Source organism: Klebsiella sp. Lac1 (assembly GCF_009825425.1).
Classification (GTDB): Bacteria; Pseudomonadota; Gammaproteobacteria; order Enterobacterales; family Enterobacteriaceae; genus Klebsiella; species Klebsiella electrica.
This window is the reverse complement of record NZ_VJZJ01000001.1, coordinates 1-16,699: the sequence shown is the minus strand read 5'-3', so window position 1 is coordinate 16,699 and position 16,699 is coordinate 1. Positions and strand designations below refer to the sequence as shown.

Annotated in this window: 19 protein-coding genes and 4 pseudogenes; 13 read left to right on the top strand and 10 right to left on the bottom strand. The window is 50.6% G+C overall.

Annotated elements, in window-relative coordinates; translation table 11 throughout:
• Positions 1–10 precede the first annotated feature (10 nt).
• The 3 genes from FNY10_RS00110 to FNY10_RS00100 all read left to right on the top strand — a co-directional run bounded on the left by FNY10_RS00110 (position 11) and on the right by FNY10_RS00100 (position 1,652).
• Positions 11–451, top strand: coding sequence for a contact-dependent growth inhibition system immunity protein (locus FNY10_RS00110; RefSeq protein ID WP_228267437.1), 441 nt, complete (start codon positions 11–13; stop codon positions 449–451).
• Positions 452–545: 94 nt separating this feature from the next.
• Positions 546–863, top strand: a complete 318-nt coding sequence (locus FNY10_RS00105; RefSeq protein WP_160702251.1) for a contact-dependent growth inhibition system immunity protein — start codon at positions 546–548, stop codon at positions 861–863.
• Between the two features lie 405 nt (positions 864–1,268).
• Complete coding sequence (locus FNY10_RS00100) at positions 1,269–1,652, top strand: hypothetical protein (RefSeq protein WP_141965269.1); 384 nt, start codon at positions 1,269–1,271, stop codon at positions 1,650–1,652.
• Positions 1,653–1,698: 46 nt separating this feature from the next.
• Here the strand turns inward: FNY10_RS00100 and FNY10_RS00095 are convergent, their stop codons facing one another.
• On the bottom strand, positions 1,699–2,145 hold the full coding sequence (locus tag FNY10_RS00095) for a SymE family type I addiction module toxin (protein ID WP_141965270.1): 447 nt from the start codon (positions 2,143–2,145) through the stop codon (positions 1,699–1,701).
• A 336-nt stretch (positions 2,146–2,481) separates the two neighbouring features.
• On the opposite strand from FNY10_RS00095, the pseudogene FNY10_RS27240 reads away from it, so the two are divergent.
• The 3 genes and pseudogenes from FNY10_RS27240 to FNY10_RS00085 form a co-directional block, all read left to right on the top strand.
• A pseudogene (locus FNY10_RS27240) lies at positions 2,482–2,677 on the top strand (hypothetical protein); the annotation flags it as partial.
• A 1-nt stretch (position 2,678) separates the two neighbouring features.
• A pseudogene (locus tag FNY10_RS00090) lies at positions 2,679–2,909 on the top strand (integrase core domain-containing protein); the annotation flags it as partial.
• Positions 2,910–3,157: 248 nt separating this feature from the next.
• Positions 3,158–3,586 carry a hypothetical protein gene (locus FNY10_RS00085; RefSeq protein ID WP_141965271.1) on the top strand — a complete coding sequence of 143 codons (429 nt, stop codon included), beginning with the start codon at positions 3,158–3,160 and terminating at the stop codon, positions 3,584–3,586.
• Positions 3,587–3,588: 2 nt separating this feature from the next.
• On the opposite strand, the gene FNY10_RS00080 is transcribed toward FNY10_RS00085, so the two are convergent.
• From FNY10_RS00080 to FNY10_RS00070, 3 genes and pseudogenes are all read right to left on the bottom strand, one after another.
• Positions 3,589–4,131 carry an RNA 2'-phosphotransferase gene (locus FNY10_RS00080; protein WP_141965272.1) on the bottom strand — a complete coding sequence of 181 codons (543 nt, stop codon included), beginning with the start codon at positions 4,129–4,131 and terminating at the stop codon, positions 3,589–3,591.
• Positions 4,132–4,270: 139 nt separating this feature from the next.
• Positions 4,271–4,579 (bottom strand): SymE family type I addiction module toxin, encoded by a 309-nt coding sequence (locus tag FNY10_RS00075; protein ID WP_160702253.1) that lies wholly within the window; start codon positions 4,577–4,579, stop codon positions 4,271–4,273.
• Between the two features lie 10 nt (positions 4,580–4,589).
• Positions 4,590–4,803 (bottom strand): annotated as a pseudogene (locus FNY10_RS00070) (transposase); the annotation flags it as partial.
• 650 nt (positions 4,804–5,453) lie between these two features.
• Here FNY10_RS00070 and FNY10_RS00065 point away from each other — a divergent pair.
• The 4 genes and pseudogenes from FNY10_RS00065 to FNY10_RS26705 all read left to right on the top strand — a co-directional run.
• On the top strand, positions 5,454–6,131 hold the full coding sequence (locus tag FNY10_RS00065) for a CsgG/HfaB family protein (RefSeq protein WP_141965274.1): 678 nt from the start codon (positions 5,454–5,456) through the stop codon (positions 6,129–6,131).
• Between the two features lie 12 nt (positions 6,132–6,143).
• Positions 6,144–6,488, top strand: coding sequence for a DUF4810 domain-containing protein (locus FNY10_RS00060; protein ID WP_131050401.1), 345 nt, complete (start codon positions 6,144–6,146; stop codon positions 6,486–6,488).
• A 12-nt stretch (positions 6,489–6,500) separates the two neighbouring features.
• Positions 6,501–7,166 carry a DUF799 domain-containing protein gene (locus tag FNY10_RS00055; protein ID WP_131050402.1) on the top strand — a complete coding sequence of 222 codons (666 nt, stop codon included), beginning with the start codon at positions 6,501–6,503 and terminating at the stop codon, positions 7,164–7,166.
• Positions 7,167–7,377: 211 nt separating this feature from the next.
• Positions 7,378–7,506 (top strand): annotated as a pseudogene (locus FNY10_RS26705) (transcriptional regulator); the annotation flags it as partial.
• A gap of 26 nt (positions 7,507–7,532) precedes the next feature.
• On the opposite strand, the gene FNY10_RS00045 reads toward FNY10_RS26705, so the two are convergent.
• Positions 7,533–7,868 carry a winged helix-turn-helix transcriptional regulator gene (locus tag FNY10_RS00045; RefSeq protein ID WP_131050403.1) on the bottom strand — a complete coding sequence of 112 codons (336 nt, stop codon included), beginning with the start codon at positions 7,866–7,868 and terminating at the stop codon, positions 7,533–7,535.
• Between the two features lie 130 nt (positions 7,869–7,998).
• Here FNY10_RS00045 and gstA point away from each other — a divergent pair, with 130 nt between their 5' ends.
• Both gstA and gabD read left to right on the top strand, forming a co-directional pair.
• Positions 7,999–8,637: a glutathione transferase GstA gene (gene gstA / locus FNY10_RS00040; protein WP_141965275.1), complete on the top strand. Its 639-nt coding sequence runs from the start codon at positions 7,999–8,001 to the stop codon at positions 8,635–8,637.
• Positions 8,638–8,972: 335 nt separating this feature from the next.
• The gene (gene gabD, locus FNY10_RS00035; RefSeq protein WP_100684744.1) at positions 8,973–10,421 is read left to right on the top strand and encodes an NADP-dependent succinate-semialdehyde dehydrogenase; all 1,449 of its coding nucleotides are present in this window, start codon (positions 8,973–8,975) and stop codon (positions 10,419–10,421) included.
• A gap of 140 nt (positions 10,422–10,561) precedes the next feature.
• Here the strand turns inward: gabD and crl are convergent, their stop codons facing one another.
• The 3 genes from crl to gpt form a co-directional block, all read right to left on the bottom strand.
• On the bottom strand, positions 10,562–10,960 hold the full coding sequence (gene crl / locus FNY10_RS00030) for a sigma factor-binding protein Crl (RefSeq protein ID WP_100684745.1): 399 nt from the start codon (positions 10,958–10,960) through the stop codon (positions 10,562–10,564).
• A 57-nt stretch (positions 10,961–11,017) separates the two neighbouring features.
• Positions 11,018–12,262, bottom strand: coding sequence for an esterase FrsA (gene frsA / locus FNY10_RS00025; protein ID WP_141965276.1), 1,245 nt, complete (start codon positions 12,260–12,262; stop codon positions 11,018–11,020).
• A 107-nt stretch (positions 12,263–12,369) separates the two neighbouring features.
• Positions 12,370–12,828: a xanthine phosphoribosyltransferase gene (gene gpt / locus FNY10_RS00020; RefSeq protein WP_004858267.1), complete on the bottom strand. Its 459-nt coding sequence runs from the start codon at positions 12,826–12,828 to the stop codon at positions 12,370–12,372.
• Positions 12,829–13,085: 257 nt separating this feature from the next.
• Between gpt and pepD the strand changes: the two genes are divergently transcribed.
• On the top strand, positions 13,086–14,543 hold the full coding sequence (gene pepD, locus FNY10_RS00015) for a cytosol nonspecific dipeptidase (protein ID WP_141965277.1): 1,458 nt from the start codon (positions 13,086–13,088) through the stop codon (positions 14,541–14,543).
• A 40-nt stretch (positions 14,544–14,583) separates the two neighbouring features.
• Here the strand turns inward: pepD and FNY10_RS00010 are convergent, their stop codons facing one another.
• On the bottom strand, positions 14,584–15,036 hold the full coding sequence (locus FNY10_RS00010; RefSeq protein ID WP_227699383.1) for a GNAT family N-acetyltransferase: 453 nt from the start codon (positions 15,034–15,036) through the stop codon (positions 14,584–14,586).
• 5 nt (positions 15,037–15,041) lie between these two features.
• Entirely contained in the window at positions 15,042–16,097 is a 1,056-nt protein-coding gene (gene dinB, locus FNY10_RS00005; protein WP_131050412.1) for a DNA polymerase IV, read from the bottom strand.
• Positions 16,098–16,699 lie beyond the last annotated feature (602 nt).

Sequence of the window (16,699 nt, the reverse complement as noted above, 5' to 3'; positions counted from 1 at the left end):
GTTTTTACTAATTGAAACTCAATCAGGGCAAGGAAGAACTAGTGCAGATCCACTATTTCCACCCCATTTACTACTACCTGAAGCTGACGACGAATGTGCTGGTCAAACTATATTACAGGCTTTGTACAATAGCTGGACACTGAATAAATTTGAGGATCGTGTTGCTTTTTTTGACCTTGAGAAAGGTAAGGAGAAGTATGCGGCCTGGATAGCCAGGTTGATGGATAGATACGGCTATAAAACCAAAAGTGCTTTATTCAAGGATATGAAACATTGCATTATTCATTGTGTCAATGGAGTTATCACTATACGGCCCACTCGCCATGAAAAACTGGAAGGTTGGGGAGGAACAAAGGGAGATAGCATTGAAGATGTTATTCTTTCAACCGACAATTCTCCTGCTGAAATTGGAGCAGGCCTTCGACTGGCATTAAGTCGGTGTAAAGGATAAGTGGATATCAATAAATCCGCCCTTTCCGGGCGGGATGCTTGGCAACAACTGATGCTATTGATAAGATTGAATCAGCTTTGAAAGGACATGGAATATGATTACCCTCCGCAAATTGATAGGAAATATCAATAAAACACAAAATGCTGACCAACAATCGCCGCTTGAACAATGGTTTGAGCATGTCATTGATATCCCGTTAGAAGAATTGTCCGTTGAAGATGTTTGTCGTGCAATTCGCCAGGAAATCTGCATCGATCAGCTAATGCCAAGAACATTAGAAATACTGGCCGAGGATCCGCTTGCGGGCAAGTATTACGATGGTGAGCTCATCTCTGCGTTGGCAACAGTCAAAATGATAAATTTAGAAGATCATGTCGATGACTCCTGTGCTGGGTGCTGCTGCTGTCAGTAAGATAGATTCTTTGGTAGCAAAGTATGCAACAAACAATCAGCTATCAACAGGAACGGTGTTTGATTCGATAAAGGCAACACAACCAGTACACCCAGGATCAGTAATTCCTCAGTCATTTGAAATGTCCTTACCTAATGGGCAAAAGTATGGGTGCATGGAAATGCTACCGAGCACATGGCAGAATATGCGGCATCGAAAGCTGCTACACATTTGCCTGAAGCAGTACGTCTCGCCAGCCAACAAGAACTCCGAAGTTTTCAGGCTGCCGTAAACACAGCAACTAAAACTAATATGCCATATGGAGAGCGAATTACGGTTGATGGTTGGCAGTTAGAAATTAAACCGCCTCGCGTTGACGGGGAATTGCCGACAATAATCCATGCACGTTACTTAGGGTCTCACTAAATGGATATAGAAATTACTAATCCTATATGTATAAAGCTGGACGTCATTGAACTTGATGAGCATGTTCCATCGTTAAAGTTTAGTGTCATAATCACGGTTAAAAAATTTGGTTATAAGGCCGAGGTTAGCTCTCAGTTCTGGATCGAATGTCAGTGTTTTGACGAGTTTATCAGCTGTATGAAAAGTGACAGGCTCGCCAGTCTCAAGGATATGAACGATAGTTTTGAGTTGGTATTAGATCCAATAAATGGTCAGCTTAATTGGTCGTGTATGAAGGAAGATATCAATGGTGGTATCTCCATATCCAAAGGAAGTGAAAATCTTGATGGTACTGCTAGGCAATCGATATGCAATGCCTTTAACGATTATCCTAGATGGTGGTAGTTATTAATGAATCCCAGCCCTTGCGGCTGGGATGTATTTATCTCACTTACGCCGTCTCAAGCGCCACTTTAGCCGCCACGCCCTGAAGAAAGAATATCGCCTGCTGCTGCTCTTCTTTTGGCAACTGACTGATGTTGTTGAGTTCCTTCATCAGCGGTGTCTCCACGGGCCGGGTGGTGATGACCAGACAACCCGGCATCACGCGAACATCAATTTTGGTGCCTGTGGTAAACCCCGCTTCTTCCATCCAGGTGCCGTTCAGGCGCAGGCTGGCGCTTCGGGTGTAGCGTTTAGTTCGGTTAGTTTTACGATCGTAATGACGGATGCTGACGTAGCTGACCGTCATATCCCTTAAGACTTTGGGTTCTGCTTTCTTAGGCAAGCTGTGATTGTTATTTTTGCGTACTACTTCGTGTTTTTCTGTATTTCCTGCCAAAAAGTTCGATTGTGTTTTGGCAATGGTGGTTCCTGGCTTAAGATTGGTGTCAGCCATATTCAACTCCAGCTTAGTTGTCTGTGGTCAGCGGCATGGAAGTGCTTCAACACTTTCATGCCGCGCTCTTTAATAATCAGAATATTCTATTTTATCAATTTTCCTGTTGCGGTCTTTCGGTTGCTTTGCTGCGTCTATTATACCCTGATGAATAAAAGTACAGTACTGGATGAAAGAACAATATTAATATCTGCGAGGCCGCTTCAGGAAATATTACCAATTTATGTAACGTTGCATTTTTAGCACTTTATGTAAAAACGTTCTTTCATTTCTTACGGTAACTATCCCCTGCCCTCCGGCAATAACGGCTACTTTGTGCCGTCCGCCGATTCGGACATCGCCAGCACGTCTACCGCAGATAAAAACTCGCTGGATACGGGGACGTTAGGCTGGCGCAATCCCGATTATCGGCATCGGGGCGCATGATGATGCGTCCGGGACAACCCATGCGGCGGTTGCTGACGGCACAATCACTGTCCGTGACAAGGATAATCAGCAGCAGGATGTCGCCGATCTGAGCCGCGATACCGATACTGGGGCTTGAACCGTGCACGACAAGAGTGCGTAGCCCGGAAAGTAACGGCATCGCAGAAAGCTTCGTGAAGACGATAAAGCGGGACTACATCAGCATCATGCCAAAAGCGGACAGCCAGATGGCGTTGATAAATCTGGCAGTGGCGTTCAGCCATTACAATGAACATCATCCGCACAGTGCGCTGGGATACCGCTCACCACGAGAATATATACGCAGAAAGTTATCGTAACCATAAGAGAGAAAAAGCGTCTGGATATAAAGGGTCAAATCCACACGTGATGCAGGGATTGATGTAAAAGCAACGGTACGAGCATACAATGATCCGTTGACGCCTGAAATCCAGAAGGCTCGTGGTTGGGAGAAATTCAATACTTGGGGAGAGGCTATTCAAGGAAGAATAAACAACCAATCTGGAAAATTTAGTGAGCAAAATCCTTACGGCTCATATCAATCGCCAAAAATTAAGGGTAAAAAATAATGACAAATTTCTCTTTATATGATCAGAACATTCTTCCTGTTGGGTTTAAGTTCCCAGAAAAATATACTGTTCTGATGAGTGAGAACTTCGAAGAGGATATTGAACCATGGAGTTTTCTTCGTAGAAGTGATGATATAACTCTAAGTCATTATGCTTCGATGTGCGAAAAGTATGTGAATAAGAAATTGATTCCATTCGCTATTGCTGTTGACCTTTCTGGTTATTATAATGATGGCTACGTTGTTTTAGCATGCTTTGATGGGGATGACCCTAGTGGCAACTCTAAAATTTATTTTCATGATTACGGTGCTCCTATAAAAGAGATTGACTGGAGTAAACGTTATAGTCTGGATGGTTTTGACGCGTGGTTAGAGTTTGCTCGGGCTGAATCAGCTCACTACAAAGAAGAACGAGCTGAAGACGAGTAAATCTACTCAATGATAAATTGCACAGGTATATTTTTTGTTAACCAAACGCCATTGTCTGCTTGATGAAAAATGAAGCCTTGTTGGTACATCTGCAAGGCATTAATTTTCAATGCAATAGGTTTTCCGTGGCGTTTGCCAACATTAAGTGCAGTTTTCTCGTCAGCCGATAAATGGACATATTGGCGTGTAAGAGATAATAGACCTTGCATTTTTATGGAATCAATGAACTGAATTGCAGTTCCATGGTACAAAAATTCAGGTGGGATCACTGAGGCGTAAGCAATGTTAACATTGGAGTTAGAATGCCCCTGAACTGCACGTATTGATTGGCCGTCTTCAGAGATAGCAAAACGTTTCTTATCACTACTCTCAACGATTAGAAGAATAGTATCTCGGTCGAGACATTTTCCAGCAGTTGATGCATGTTTGATTAAGGAGTCGATCTTCACCCAGCCTTCAATATTGAGACTTAACCCAATGGAGTCAGGGTTATGGCGTAAAATGTAGCTTAAGAATTTGCTGGTTTCTGTAATTTTTTGGCTCATGCTTACCTCGATAGTGAAATATATGATTATTAATTATGTTAGATATTAATCAATAACACTCGTTCTTAACAAGTTAGGCATTATGAAACCATTCGAAGAGTCAGTATTAATCTTCTCCATAGGGATCTTTTTGCCTTCATTACTTATGCTCAAGTGCCAGCTTAGCTGCCACTCCCTGCAAAAACAGCATTACCTGCTGCTGTTCTTTTTCAGGTAAATGTGTGGTGCTGTTAAGCACTTTCATTAGCGGCGTGACATTTGGGAGGGCGGTAATAACCAGGCAACCCGGCATCATGAGAACATCAATTTTGGTGCCTGTGGCAAACCCGGCTTCTTCCATCCAGCGACCGTTGAGCCGCAGGCTGGCGCTGTGGGTGTAGCGTTTTGTCCGGTTAGTGCGACGATCGTAGTGACGGATGCTGAGACCCTGTAAATAATTCTGTGTCACTGCCACCACGTCAAAACTGAGCGCTCAGGCGGTCACCGAACTCGATTAATAAAGCGGCTCATCGCCAACCGCCAGTTCTGGATCGGCATACTCCATTTTTTCGATGCCAATTGGATTTCCAGGTAAATAACCTTTCGCACTGAGTCATCCGTCGGGAACACCTTGCATTTCTTAATGGCGGCACGGATCACGCTGTTCAGCGATTCGATGGCATTCGTGGTGTAAGAACAGTGTTCTTACGCCTTTGAGTATTTGACAGGTAACACAGATAATATAACTCCTGCAGAGTTTGAAAGGGCCCTGTACTATTTTTACTGCGCAAAAAATGAGGCAAATCCTTATCCTGTACCAGAGAGCTTATTCAAAAAATTAATAAAAAGACATGAAGAACTGAAAGATAATCCTGATACAAAATTTTATCACTTTCATGAAACGTACAATGATTTTTCAAAGGTTTACCCGCTGGATAATTAGAAGCTATCGCCCGGGGAATATTGTCTATGACTGCATGGAAGGATGGTGGTAATATAGTGTTGGAAGTTGCTCTTTAACAGATCTGGGGGAAATGGCGTAACGGGCTGAAAAGGCGCGTCAGGACAAAAAATTGCCGTGTCAGCAGTCCAACAACAAAGCCGCCTGTAACTTACGAAAAAAGGAAAAGTCACCTCCGACGGCTAGCTTCGCAACGGATCAAGTGTTGTTGGGAATAACCACCTGATCCAGCCACAGCAGCAAAGTCGTTGTGAAGAATTGGTTGCCTGTAGCTGTGACAGTCGCTGTTATAAACGTGCAGATGATGCCATTAATACAGTTCCATATTCAGGTGAAGAAATTTTACTAAAAGGGTGTTTTGTACAAAAAGGAAGCGTTATATATGTTTAAAAAAGTAGTAGTAAGCTCTCTGTGTTTACCCATTTTGCTACTGGCGGGATGTGCAACAGAATCATCGCACACTGTAGAGGTCGCAAAAGTGGCTACCGCTCAAACAAGCTGGCATGGGCAGCGCAGCCTGATAACCGTCGGAAAATTTGATAACCGCTCAGATTACATGAATGGCATATTTTCTGATGGTGTCGATCGCCTGGGTAATCAGTCAAAAACCATTCTGGTCACTCATTTGCAACAGACCGGTCGTTTTAATGTATTGGATCGCACCAATATGGACGAAATCAAAACCGAGGCGGGAATCAGCGGAAAGAGCCAGCAATTAAAGGGCGCGACGTATGTTATCACCGGTGATGTGACCGAATTCGGTCGCAAAGAGACTGGTGACAGGGCGCTGTTTGGCATTTTAGGTCGGGGTAAATCGCAGGTTGCGTATGCGAAAGTTGCCCTCAATGTGGTCAATGTTAAAACGTCTGAAGTCGTGTTTACTGCCCAGGGCGCGGGCGAATACGAACTGTCGAACCGCGAAATTCTTGGCTTCGGTGGCACAGCCAGCTATGACTCCACACTGAATGGAAAAGTATTGGATCTGGCTATCCGTGAGTCCGTCAATAACCTTGTTGCGGGTATTGAAAACGGTAGCTGGAACCCGTCAAATACAAACTAAAAGGAACTTAGAATGGGACATTTTAATAAAATTTCATCTTGCGCAGTAATATTGCTGCTGGCCGGTTGTGCTGCAAAATCGCCCGAGAAAACGTATACCTGGAATGGTTATGAGGACTCTGTTTATCAGTATTACACCCATGAAACCAGTCCCCAGGAACAAATCGCCTCATTGCAGAAACTGATTGAGCAATCTCGGGCAAGTAATAAACCCGTTCCACCGGGTGTCCATGCTCATCTGGGAATGCTCTACAGCAAAACTGGACAGGCGGGTCTGGCAATGTCTGAGTTTAATGCTGAGAAAACACAGTACCCGGAATCAGCATCTTATATTGATTTCCTGACAGCAAAAAAATAAATGGATGGTAAAATGAAAGGATTATTTTCTCTCTTTACGCTTATTCTTATCTTATTATCAACGGGGTGTACTACCGGTAATAAGAAAGCAACGGACTACTCCGCATTCCGGGAGAGTAAGCCACGTAGTATTCTGGTGTTACCACCGAGAAATCAGTCACCGGATGTTAATGCCAGCAACAGCCTTCTGAGTGTGGTCACGATGCCATTAGCGGAGTCTGGGTATTATGTCTTCCCGGTTGCGGTAACGAGTGAAACATTCAAACAAAACGGCGCGACTAACCCGGATGATATAAGTGCGATCCCACTGAAAAAGTTACACGATACATTTGGTGCCGATGCAGTGATGTATATCACGATCAGTGATTACGGTACCTCATATCAGGTCGTAAGCAGCGATACGCGAGTGACAGCAACCGCGCGTCTTGTAGATGCTCGCACGGGTAAAGAGTTATGGAGTGGCGGGGCAACGGCTTCGAGTAATGAAGGCCAGGATACTAACAGCGGTGGGCTGATAGGGATGCTGGTATCCGCAGCGGTCTCGCAAATTGCCAATACGGCAACGGATAAAGCTCATGATATTGCCAAAATCACGGGGGCCCGTATGTTCAGTGCCGGGACAAACGGTGGTCTCCTGTATGGTCCTCGCTCGCCAAATTATGGCAAAACACAATTGTAAAATCGCCTGAGTCTTATCAATCAGGTCGCCACAGCGTCGGCGACCTGATTGATATTCATTATGATGTTGTACATTAATGTTGCTAAAACCTCTCTGAGTTATCTGTATCCGGTTAAGGTGAAAGTGACGAAATCTGAACGTGAAAAAAGTTCAGCAATCGGTCGCGTATTCAATGCGGTGAATCACTGTAGGTTAAATTGAGCAACAGTTTCACTCCGGCGAACTCATTCAGCCCCTCAAGGAATGGTGCCCTACTTTCCCTGGCTATAAGCTCTCTTACCTCAGCCGAAAACAGCACCTGCCCGCCTTTGTGTTGATGACCCATGCGCTGCGCTATTCTGCGTTGCCGCCGGGCGAGTTACCCGCTCAGGACCCGCTGTGTCCGTTATCCCTGAGCTTAAGCCACTGACCAAACACGGCCATCTCATTGACCAGGGGCGTTAAACGTTTTCCATCCTCGGTTAACGCGTACTCCACCGTCACAGGGACCGTCGGGTAGGCGGTTCGCCGCACCAGCCCCGCAGTTTCAAGCGCCCGGAGATCCAGAGTAAGCATCCGCTGGGATATACCGGGCATGTCCCGACGTAGCTGGCTAAAGCGCTTAGGCCCCTCCAGCAGGAAGTACGCGATCAGCAAGCGCCAGCGGCCCGCCAGTAAACTCATCGCCACTTCGACCGGGCACCCGGTTACCGCCTCTTTCATTAACGTCCTCCCACAGGTGGTATAAAAAATGTACCTATACCACAATTTAGTGCCTTCTTTAAAATATATATCAGCTCCGATACATTGATTCCTACCCAAAACAAATGAATCAATTCATGAGGGAGTTGAGATGAAACTCTATTACAGCCCGGCAGCCTGCTCTTTATCACCGCATATTGTCATCAAAGAAACCGGGCTCGATATTGAGCTGGTCAAAGTCGACTTACGCAATCACACCTTTAATCATGGCGAAGATTTTTTTACCCTCTCGCCCGCGGGTGCCGTCCCTGCCCTGTCGCTCCCCGACGGCACGGTGTTAACCGAAGGCCCGGCGGTGATTCAGTATCTTGCCGATCTGAAACCAGAATCCTTACTGGCCCCGCCAAACGGCACCCTCCTGCGCTATCAATTACAGCAATGGTTAAACTTTCTCTCAACGGAAATACACAAAGGGTTTATCCCGGTGATATATGGCGATCCTGAAGAACACTATATAAAACGAGCCAAAATGAAGCTGATGGATCGTTTCAGATTAATTAACCATCGGCTCGGCGAACAAAACTTTCTCCTTTCGGATGCCTATTCCATTGCTGATTGTTATCTTTTTGCCTTAATCGGCTGGGCGCAGGCCGGATGGTTAACCTCTTATATGAACCTCGATATCCACCTCGACGATTTACACCATTTAGCAGCGTGGTATCGACGCATTGCGGCACGAGATGCCGTTAAGCTGGCGATTAAAGAGGAAGGGTTGACTGCCACGGCGTGATGAGTTGCTAACTCCCGTCACCGCGCACGATGTGTGAATTTTGTGGCTGGCGTCGCGAATTCAGGCGCAGGTTTTACATCGTGAAACGCCGTCATCGCTGTTTAGTCACTGTTTAGTCGCCGCTGTCATCTGAGTCTGGCGACTACACTAAATAAAGACAGGCGTGCCTGACGGGGGTATCGACGAAGAGGGCCGGAAGGGTCTTAGCGGGCATGACGCGGGTTCGCGTCGATTGCCGTTGCTAAACGTGAAGGCTATCGCAAACGCCGCTTTTCATTCTCCGTTACGCTGGAGCACGCCGTTCACCCGTTAACGTTCTGAGACAGGAAATAACCATGCAACTGAATGACCTAACCTTGTTCCGCCAGCAGGCATTTATCAATGGTGAGTGGCGAGATGCCCTCAGCAGCGATGTCATTACGGTGACCAATCCGGCGAACGGAGAGGTGCTGGGCTCAGTACCTAAAATGGGCGCAGAAGAGACCCGCGACGCTATCCAGGCCGCCCATCGCGCCCTTCCCGCCTGGCGACAGCTAACGGCAAAAGAACGGGCTGCTATCCTGCGCCGTTGGTTCGATCTGATGATGGCAAACCAGGACGATCTGGCCCGGCTGATGACCCTCGAGCAGGGTAAACCGCTGGCGGAGGCAAAAGGCGAGATTGGCTACGCCGCTTCATTTATCGAATGGTTTGCCGAAGAGGGAAAACGCATTTATGGCGATACCATTCCCGGCCACCAGGCCGATAAGCGCCTGATCGTGATTAAACAACCAATTGGCGTTACCGCTGCGATCACGCCGTGGAACTTCCCGGCGGCGATGATCACCCGTAAAGCCGGTCCGGCGTTAGCGGCTGGCTGCACGATGGTACTCAAACCCGCCAGCCAGACCCCTTTTTCGGCACTGGCGCTGGCCGAACTGGCCAGACGCGCCGGGATCCCTGACGGCGTATTTAACGTGGTGACCGGTTCCGCCAGCGCGGTGGGTAATGAACTGACCGGCAACCCGCTGGTGCGTAAGCTGTCGTTTACCGGCTCGACGGAAATCGGCCGCCAGCTGATGGCACAGTGTGCCCAGGACATCAAAAAAGTGTCGCTTGAGCTGGGCGGTAACGCGCCGTTTATTGTGTTTGATGATGCCGATCTGGATAAAGCGGTAGAAGGCGCCATGGCCTCGAAGTTTCGTAACGCCGGGCAGACCTGCGTCTGCGCCAATCGTCTGTACGTGCAGGACGGAGTTTATGAGCGTTTTGCCGGGAAACTGCAGCAGGCGGTGGAACAGCTGCGCCTCGGCGACGGCCTACAGGCGGGGGTCACAACCGGACCTTTGATTGATGAGAAAGCCATCGCCAAAGTGCAGGAACATATTGCCGATGCCGTCGGGAAAGGCGCCCGGGTCATCACCGGCGGGAAAGTGGATTCCCTCGGCGGCAACTTCTTTCAGCCGACGATCCTGGTCGATGTTCCGGACGGTGCAAAAGTGGCGAAAGAAGAGACCTTCGGCCCGCTGGCCCCCCTGTTCCGCTTCACGGATGAAGAGGATGTCATCCGCCAGGCCAACGATACCGAATTTGGCCTCGCCGCCTACTTCTATGCCCGTGATTTGAGCCGCGTTTTCCGCGTCGGCGAAGCGCTGGAGTATGGAATTGTCGGTATCAATACCGGACTGATTTCCAACGAAGTCGCCCCGTTTGGCGGTGTGAAGGCTTCCGGCCTGGGCCGCGAAGGCTCGAAGTATGGTATTGAAGACTATCTGGAAATCAAATACATGTGTATTGGCCTTTAATCGACGCCGGCCCCGAAACGCCGCAGAACCCGGCATATCGGCTGCCGCCATCCCGGAACAGAAGAGAAGCCCGTGAATAAAAAAATCCACGCTCAAAGCGCGTGGATTTTTTTAGATTGCAGCCGAAAGACGATGAGCCATCAGGCCCGCAGTCTGAGCGGCTCGCTAAAGTCATCGGCGGGTTCCAGCTTCAGGCTGAATGTCGCCAGCAAGGCGTTAGCCCGGTCGTGGAAATCACGTAGCGTTTTCTCAAGTTTCTCGCTGACTTCCGGATCGTCGATAGCGACCGGTCGCCAGACCCCTTCTTTGTCGAACAGGCCAAACTGATAGCTGTAAGTGAAGCGTGATGCCTGTGCTTCCATTTCCATCCACCATCCCCAGAACTCTCGTTTTTCCGGGGCGGGTTTTACATTGACGCAAACTGCCAGACAATCGAAAAAGAAGCGGTTGTCTTCACACTGTTCTTCGCGAATATAAGGGCCAAGAGCCGTGAATTTCTTAATCAGCTTACTCTTGAGGTGTCCACTCGGTAACGTCATTGCGATCTCCTTTAGTGATGCAACTGTTTTACCAAATCAATAAAATTTAGCAATATATTAACCAAATCTATGATTGATCCAGCGGGCAATCTGGCGCAATGCGTGATCGAAATTGCGATAAACGGGCTTAAATGGAATCTCAAGCAGCTTGCCATCGGCGGACGACGAGGTAATTAAGCGCGATTCCTCTTCCGGGCTGAACGGATCGTTTTTCCAGAAGCCTGACAGCATCGGCGTCGGACAGCGGCGGCCCAGCAACCCCTGGGTTTTTAATGAGTAGCGGTTCAGCTCTATGCGCAATGCTTCATCAGACGCATCGTGCATGCCCAGCCGCGAGGCCAGAACGTCGAGATACATTTCCGGAACCCGGCCCTGATGCAGCGGATCTACCAGCAGGTTATGCACGACCGGCCCCAGACACGCCACGGCTTTTAAGCGCTGTGGCTCCAGATAGCCCAGGCGGACGGCGACATTCGCCCCAAAACGGAAACCGAACGCGGCAACCCGGGTATGATCGACCCACGGAACATTCTCCAGGTGCCGCAACGCATGCTGATGCAGCAGGCTGGTATCCTGAGTGAGTTTCCATTTTGACGAGAAGCCCGTCGAAGGCATATCCAGCGTCAGCATGGCGATCCCCAGCGGCGCAAAATAGTTCTCATACAAGCTGTAGTAATCCGTCTGCAGCGCATCCAGACCACCGCACATCAGGACCACCGGGAACGGGCCTTCGCCTTTCGGCATATGTAAAAAGCCGGTCACCGGCGCGCCGCCGGGCACAGGAAACTCCAGCTCGCGCAACTCGCCCGGCAGGCGTTGTGCCGCCTCTTCATAAGCGCGGTTAGCCAGCGCCTGCGCCTGCTCCGCCAAATCGTCGCCTTTAATATGCGGATAGGCGGCAATGCTGTAGAGATTTGAGGCATGCAGCCAGTGGCGGCCGCTGGTCAGCGGATCGGCTTCCAGCCCGGCCTTTTGCTGCCAGATCATCGCCTGTTTGGCCCATTCGAAAATCCAGTTGCCGCCACGATAGCCCACCACGGTGTCATAAAGCCCCGGATCGGTACGCTCAGCCTCGCTCATCACAATGCGCGCCTGCACATCGAGGATCTCCTGTGGCGTCACCCCGCGCCAGATCCACATCAGCCGGTTAATCAAGCGATACCAGTGCTCAACATTGCTCCCGTCGAGCGCGGAGTGGATCGGCTGTTGCGAACCCGACGCAAACCGACGCACCAGCGTAGAGGTTTCTGGATGTTTGAATCGAGGTTTAAACAGTGTTTCGCTAAGGTTAGCTTGTGACATGTGCAGCCTCCATCGTGTTGCCACTCCGGGCTATTGTAACCTGCATACGGGCAAAAAAAACCACGCCCGGCATAACCGGGCGTGGTAAATAGCACTCACCTTATGAATTAACGACCTGAGATCGGCGGTACGAACACCACGCCCATATCCCACGGTTGTTCAATCCAGGTATCCTGCGGAATATCAACAACATAATCATCAACCAGCGGACGACCAGCCGGTTTAGCAAAAATAGTAACGAAGTGCGCTTTTGGGTACATTTCACGAATAGCGACGGCGGTACCGCCGGTATCAACCAGGTCATCGATCACGATGAAACCTTCACCATCACCTTCAGCGCGTTTCAGTACGGTCAGCTCACGCTGGTTATCGTGGTCGTAGCTGGAAATACAAACGGTATCAACATGACGAATACCCAGTTCACGCGCCAGTAATGCGCCTGGTACCAGACCACCGCGGCTCACGGCAATAATGCCTTTCCATTGTTCAGAAGGCATCAGACGATTGGCCAGTTTGCGGGCGTGAATCTGCAACATGTCCCAGGTGACGACGTATTTTTCGCTCATGTGAAGTGTCCCAGCCTGTGTTATACGGCTTAAATGATATTCGAGGGGGAAAATGGTTGCGCGAGATTATAGAGATCTGACGCACTAAAAACCAGTGTTAAGCGGCCTCACCGGCGCTTTTTGCGTTGTTTCCACTACCAGTCGGCGTGGAAAGTGGTATTCTCAACCCCACCGCGCAAGCCTGCGCCTGTTGTATTTTTTATTGCTAACCCTCGACCTGTAAAAGACTTTTGCAGGCGATCGTAAGGAGACTCATCGTGTCTGAATTGTCTCAATTATCCCCGCAGCCGCTCTGGGATATTTTTGCCAAAATCTGCTCCATTCCCCATCCGTCCTATCACGAAGAACAACTCGCTGAACACATCATGGGCTGGGCAAAAGAAAAAGGCTTACACGCTGAACGCGATCAGGTTGGCAACATTCTGATTCGTAAGGCCGCAACGGCCGGTATGGAAAACCGTAAACCGGTTGTTCTACAGGCGCACCTTGATATGGTCCCGCAGAAAAACAACGACACCGTTCACGACTTCACCAAAGATCCTATTCAGCCGTATATCGATGGCGAGTGGGTCAAAGCGCGCGGCACCACGCTGGGCGCGGATAACGGCATCGGTATGGCTTCTGCGCTGGCCGTGCTGGCTGATGACAGCGTCGTACATGGTCCGCTGGAAGTCCTGCTGACCATGACCGAAGAAGCCGGTATGGACGGCGCATTTGGTCTTCAGGCTAACTGGCTGCAGGCCGATATCCTGATCAATACCGATTCTGAAGAAGAGGGCGAAATCTATATGGGTTGCGCCGGCGGTATCGACTTTACCTCAAACCTGGCCTTGACCCGTGAAGCGGTTCCGGCGGGTTTCCAGAGCTTTAAACTGACCTTAAAAGGGCTGAAAGGCGGTCACTCCGGCGGCGAAATTCACGTCGGCCTGGGGAATGCCAACAAGCTGCTGGCCCGCTTCCTCGCAGGCCATGCGCAAGAGCTGGACCTGCGTCTGGTGGATTTCAACGGCGGCACCCTGCGTAACGCCATTCCGCGTGAAGCTTTCGCCACCGTCGCCGTCGCGGCCGACAAAGTCGATGCCCTGAAAACGCTGGTCGTCGCCTATCAGGACATCCTGAAAAACGAACTGGCGGCGAAAGAGAAAAACCTGGTGCTGCTGCTGGACTCTGTCGCCAACGACAAAGCGGCCCTGACCGCGCAATCCCGTGACGGCTTTGTGCGTCTGCTCAACGCCACGCCAAACGGCGTGATTCGTAACTCTGACGTGGCAAAAGGCGTTGTAGAGACCTCGCTGAACGTCGGCGTGGTCACCATGACTGACGACAATGTTGAGATCCACTGCCTGATTCGTTCGCTGATCGACAGCGGCAAAGACTATGTGGTCAGCATGCTGGATTCACTGGGTAAACTGGCGGGCGCGAAAACCGAAGCCAAAGGGGCATACCCAGGCTGGCAGCCGGACGCGAACTCGCCGGTGATGCATCTGGTGCGTGAAACCTATCAGCGTCTGTTCAACAAGACGCCAAACATCCAGATTATTCACGCCGGTCTGGAATGCGGTCTGTTCAAGAAGCCGTACCCGAATATGGATATGGTCTCTATCGGCCCAACCATTACCGGCCCGCACTCCCCGGATGAGCAGGTGCATATCGAAAGCGTCGGCCAGTACTGGACGCTGCTGACGGAACTGCTGAAAGCGATTCCGGCGAAGTAAGTTACGGCAATAAACGGTCCGGATAGCGGCGCATGGCGCCTTATCCGGGCTGTCTCACCTTCTCCATCCGGTAATTAATCAACGTCTCGCCGCGTACCACCACCTGCTGTTCTTCCACGACCCTGAAACCATGCCGTTCAAAACACGGTTTTGCCGTAATGCTCGCGGCTACCGTCAGGGAACCGTGCGGTATCCGGGTAAACAGTTCCTTGAGTAGCGCGCTGGCAATCCCCCGACGGCCATACTCCGGCGCCACAAACAGGAGATCGATATAGCGGTCCACGGCGGTGATAAATCCCACCGGATGCTGGTCAATCACTGCGACCCACACCACAGAATCCCTTATTTTGAGTCGCCAGCGGGCCTCGTCTACCTGCGCCCAGGCGGCTATCTGGCGGGGGGAATAATCATGGCAGGCGGTCTCTTGTACTGCGCGCAGAAAAAGGGCACACAGCGCCGTAAAGTCGTCGTCGCGATAGGGTCTGATCTTCAGCATCGTTATAATCCCAGTACCAGTTGCCGCTCCAGTTGGGGATCGAGCAGCGTCACGTGTAGCCCCACCAGCCGTACTCCACGGCCGCCCCGCCGTTCGTGCCAGGCTTTGTAGGCGGTGGAGAGCAAATCCTCTTTATTCAGGCGCGGCCAGACGTGCTCCTGAGTGGTCAGTTGAAAATCATTGAATTTCAGCTTTATCCCCTGACGGGCAATCAGCAGGTCCGGTTTGACCTTCAGCAACCGCCGCTCCAGCTCCTGATAAAGGTTCTCGATGATGCTCTCACAGGCAGACCACTCATGGATATCCTCCACCAGCGTACGTTCAACGCCAACCGATTTACGCTGTCGGGTGTTGTTGATCTCCCGCTCATCAATTCCCTGGCTACGCTCCCACAGGATACGACCAAATTTACCAAAGCGGCGAAGCAACATGGCGAGGTCGCTTTTCTGCACATCTTCGCAGGTGCGCAGCCCCATGCTTTCCAGCTTTGCGGCCGAGACTTTCCCCACGCCGGGGATCTTCGCCAGCGGCAGCGTTCGGACAAACTCCGCGACCTGATGCGGCGCAATCACAAACTGACCATTGGGTTTATTCATATCGGAGGCGATTTTCGCCAGAAATTTTACCGGCGCGATACCGGCGGAGGCGGTCAGCTGAAGCTCGTGATAAATGCTCTGGCGAATCTCTTCCGCAATCAGTGTGGCAGAGCCCTGGCAATGTACGCTATCGCTGACGTCGAGATATGCCTCATCCAGAGACAGCGGTTCAATCAATGATGTGTAGCGAGAGAAGATTTCCCGGATATGGGACGAGGCCTGTTTGTAGGCTTCAAAGCGGCCGGGCAGCAGGGTTAAATGCGGGCAAAGCTTGAGGGCCATCGCGGTTGGCATCGCGCTACGCACGCCAAATTTACGCGCCGGATAGTTGGCCGTGCTGATCACGCCCCGCTGTACCCGGCTACCGCCGATGGCAATGGGGATATCACGCAGGGCCGGATTATCCCGCATTTCCACGGCGGCAAAAAAGCAGTCCATATCGACATGGATAATTTTGCGCATACTCAGCCCTCAATAATTACTGGTTAAGTATACAGTAAAATAACAAGCAATGAGAAGTGCGGGAATGGGGCTGCGAGAAAGGCTGCCCGGCGGCACTACGTTTGCCGGGCCGACAAAACCACAGGATAACAGGCCAGGTTAGTGCAGCGTCACCCGGCGTTTTGCCCGGCGGCACTACGTTTGCCGGGCCTACAAAACCACAGGATAACAGGCCGGATTAGCGCAGCGCCTCCGGACGTTTTGCCCGGCGGCACTACGTTTGCCGGGCCTACAAAACCACAGAATAACAGGCCGGGTTAGCGCAGCGCCTCCGGACGTTTTGCCCGGCGGCACGGCGTTTGCCGGGCCTACAAAACCACAGGATAACAGGCCGTATTAGCGCAGCGCCTCCGGACGTTTTGCCCGGCGACACGGCGTTTGCCGGGCCTACAAAACCACAGGATAACAGGCCGGGTTAGCGCAGCGTCACCCGGCGTTTTGCCCGGCGGCACGGCGTTTGCCGGGCCTACAAAACCACAGGATAACAGGCCGGGTTAGCGCAGCGTCACCCGGCGTTTTGCCCGGCGGCACGGCGTTTGCCGGGCCTACAAAACCACAGGATA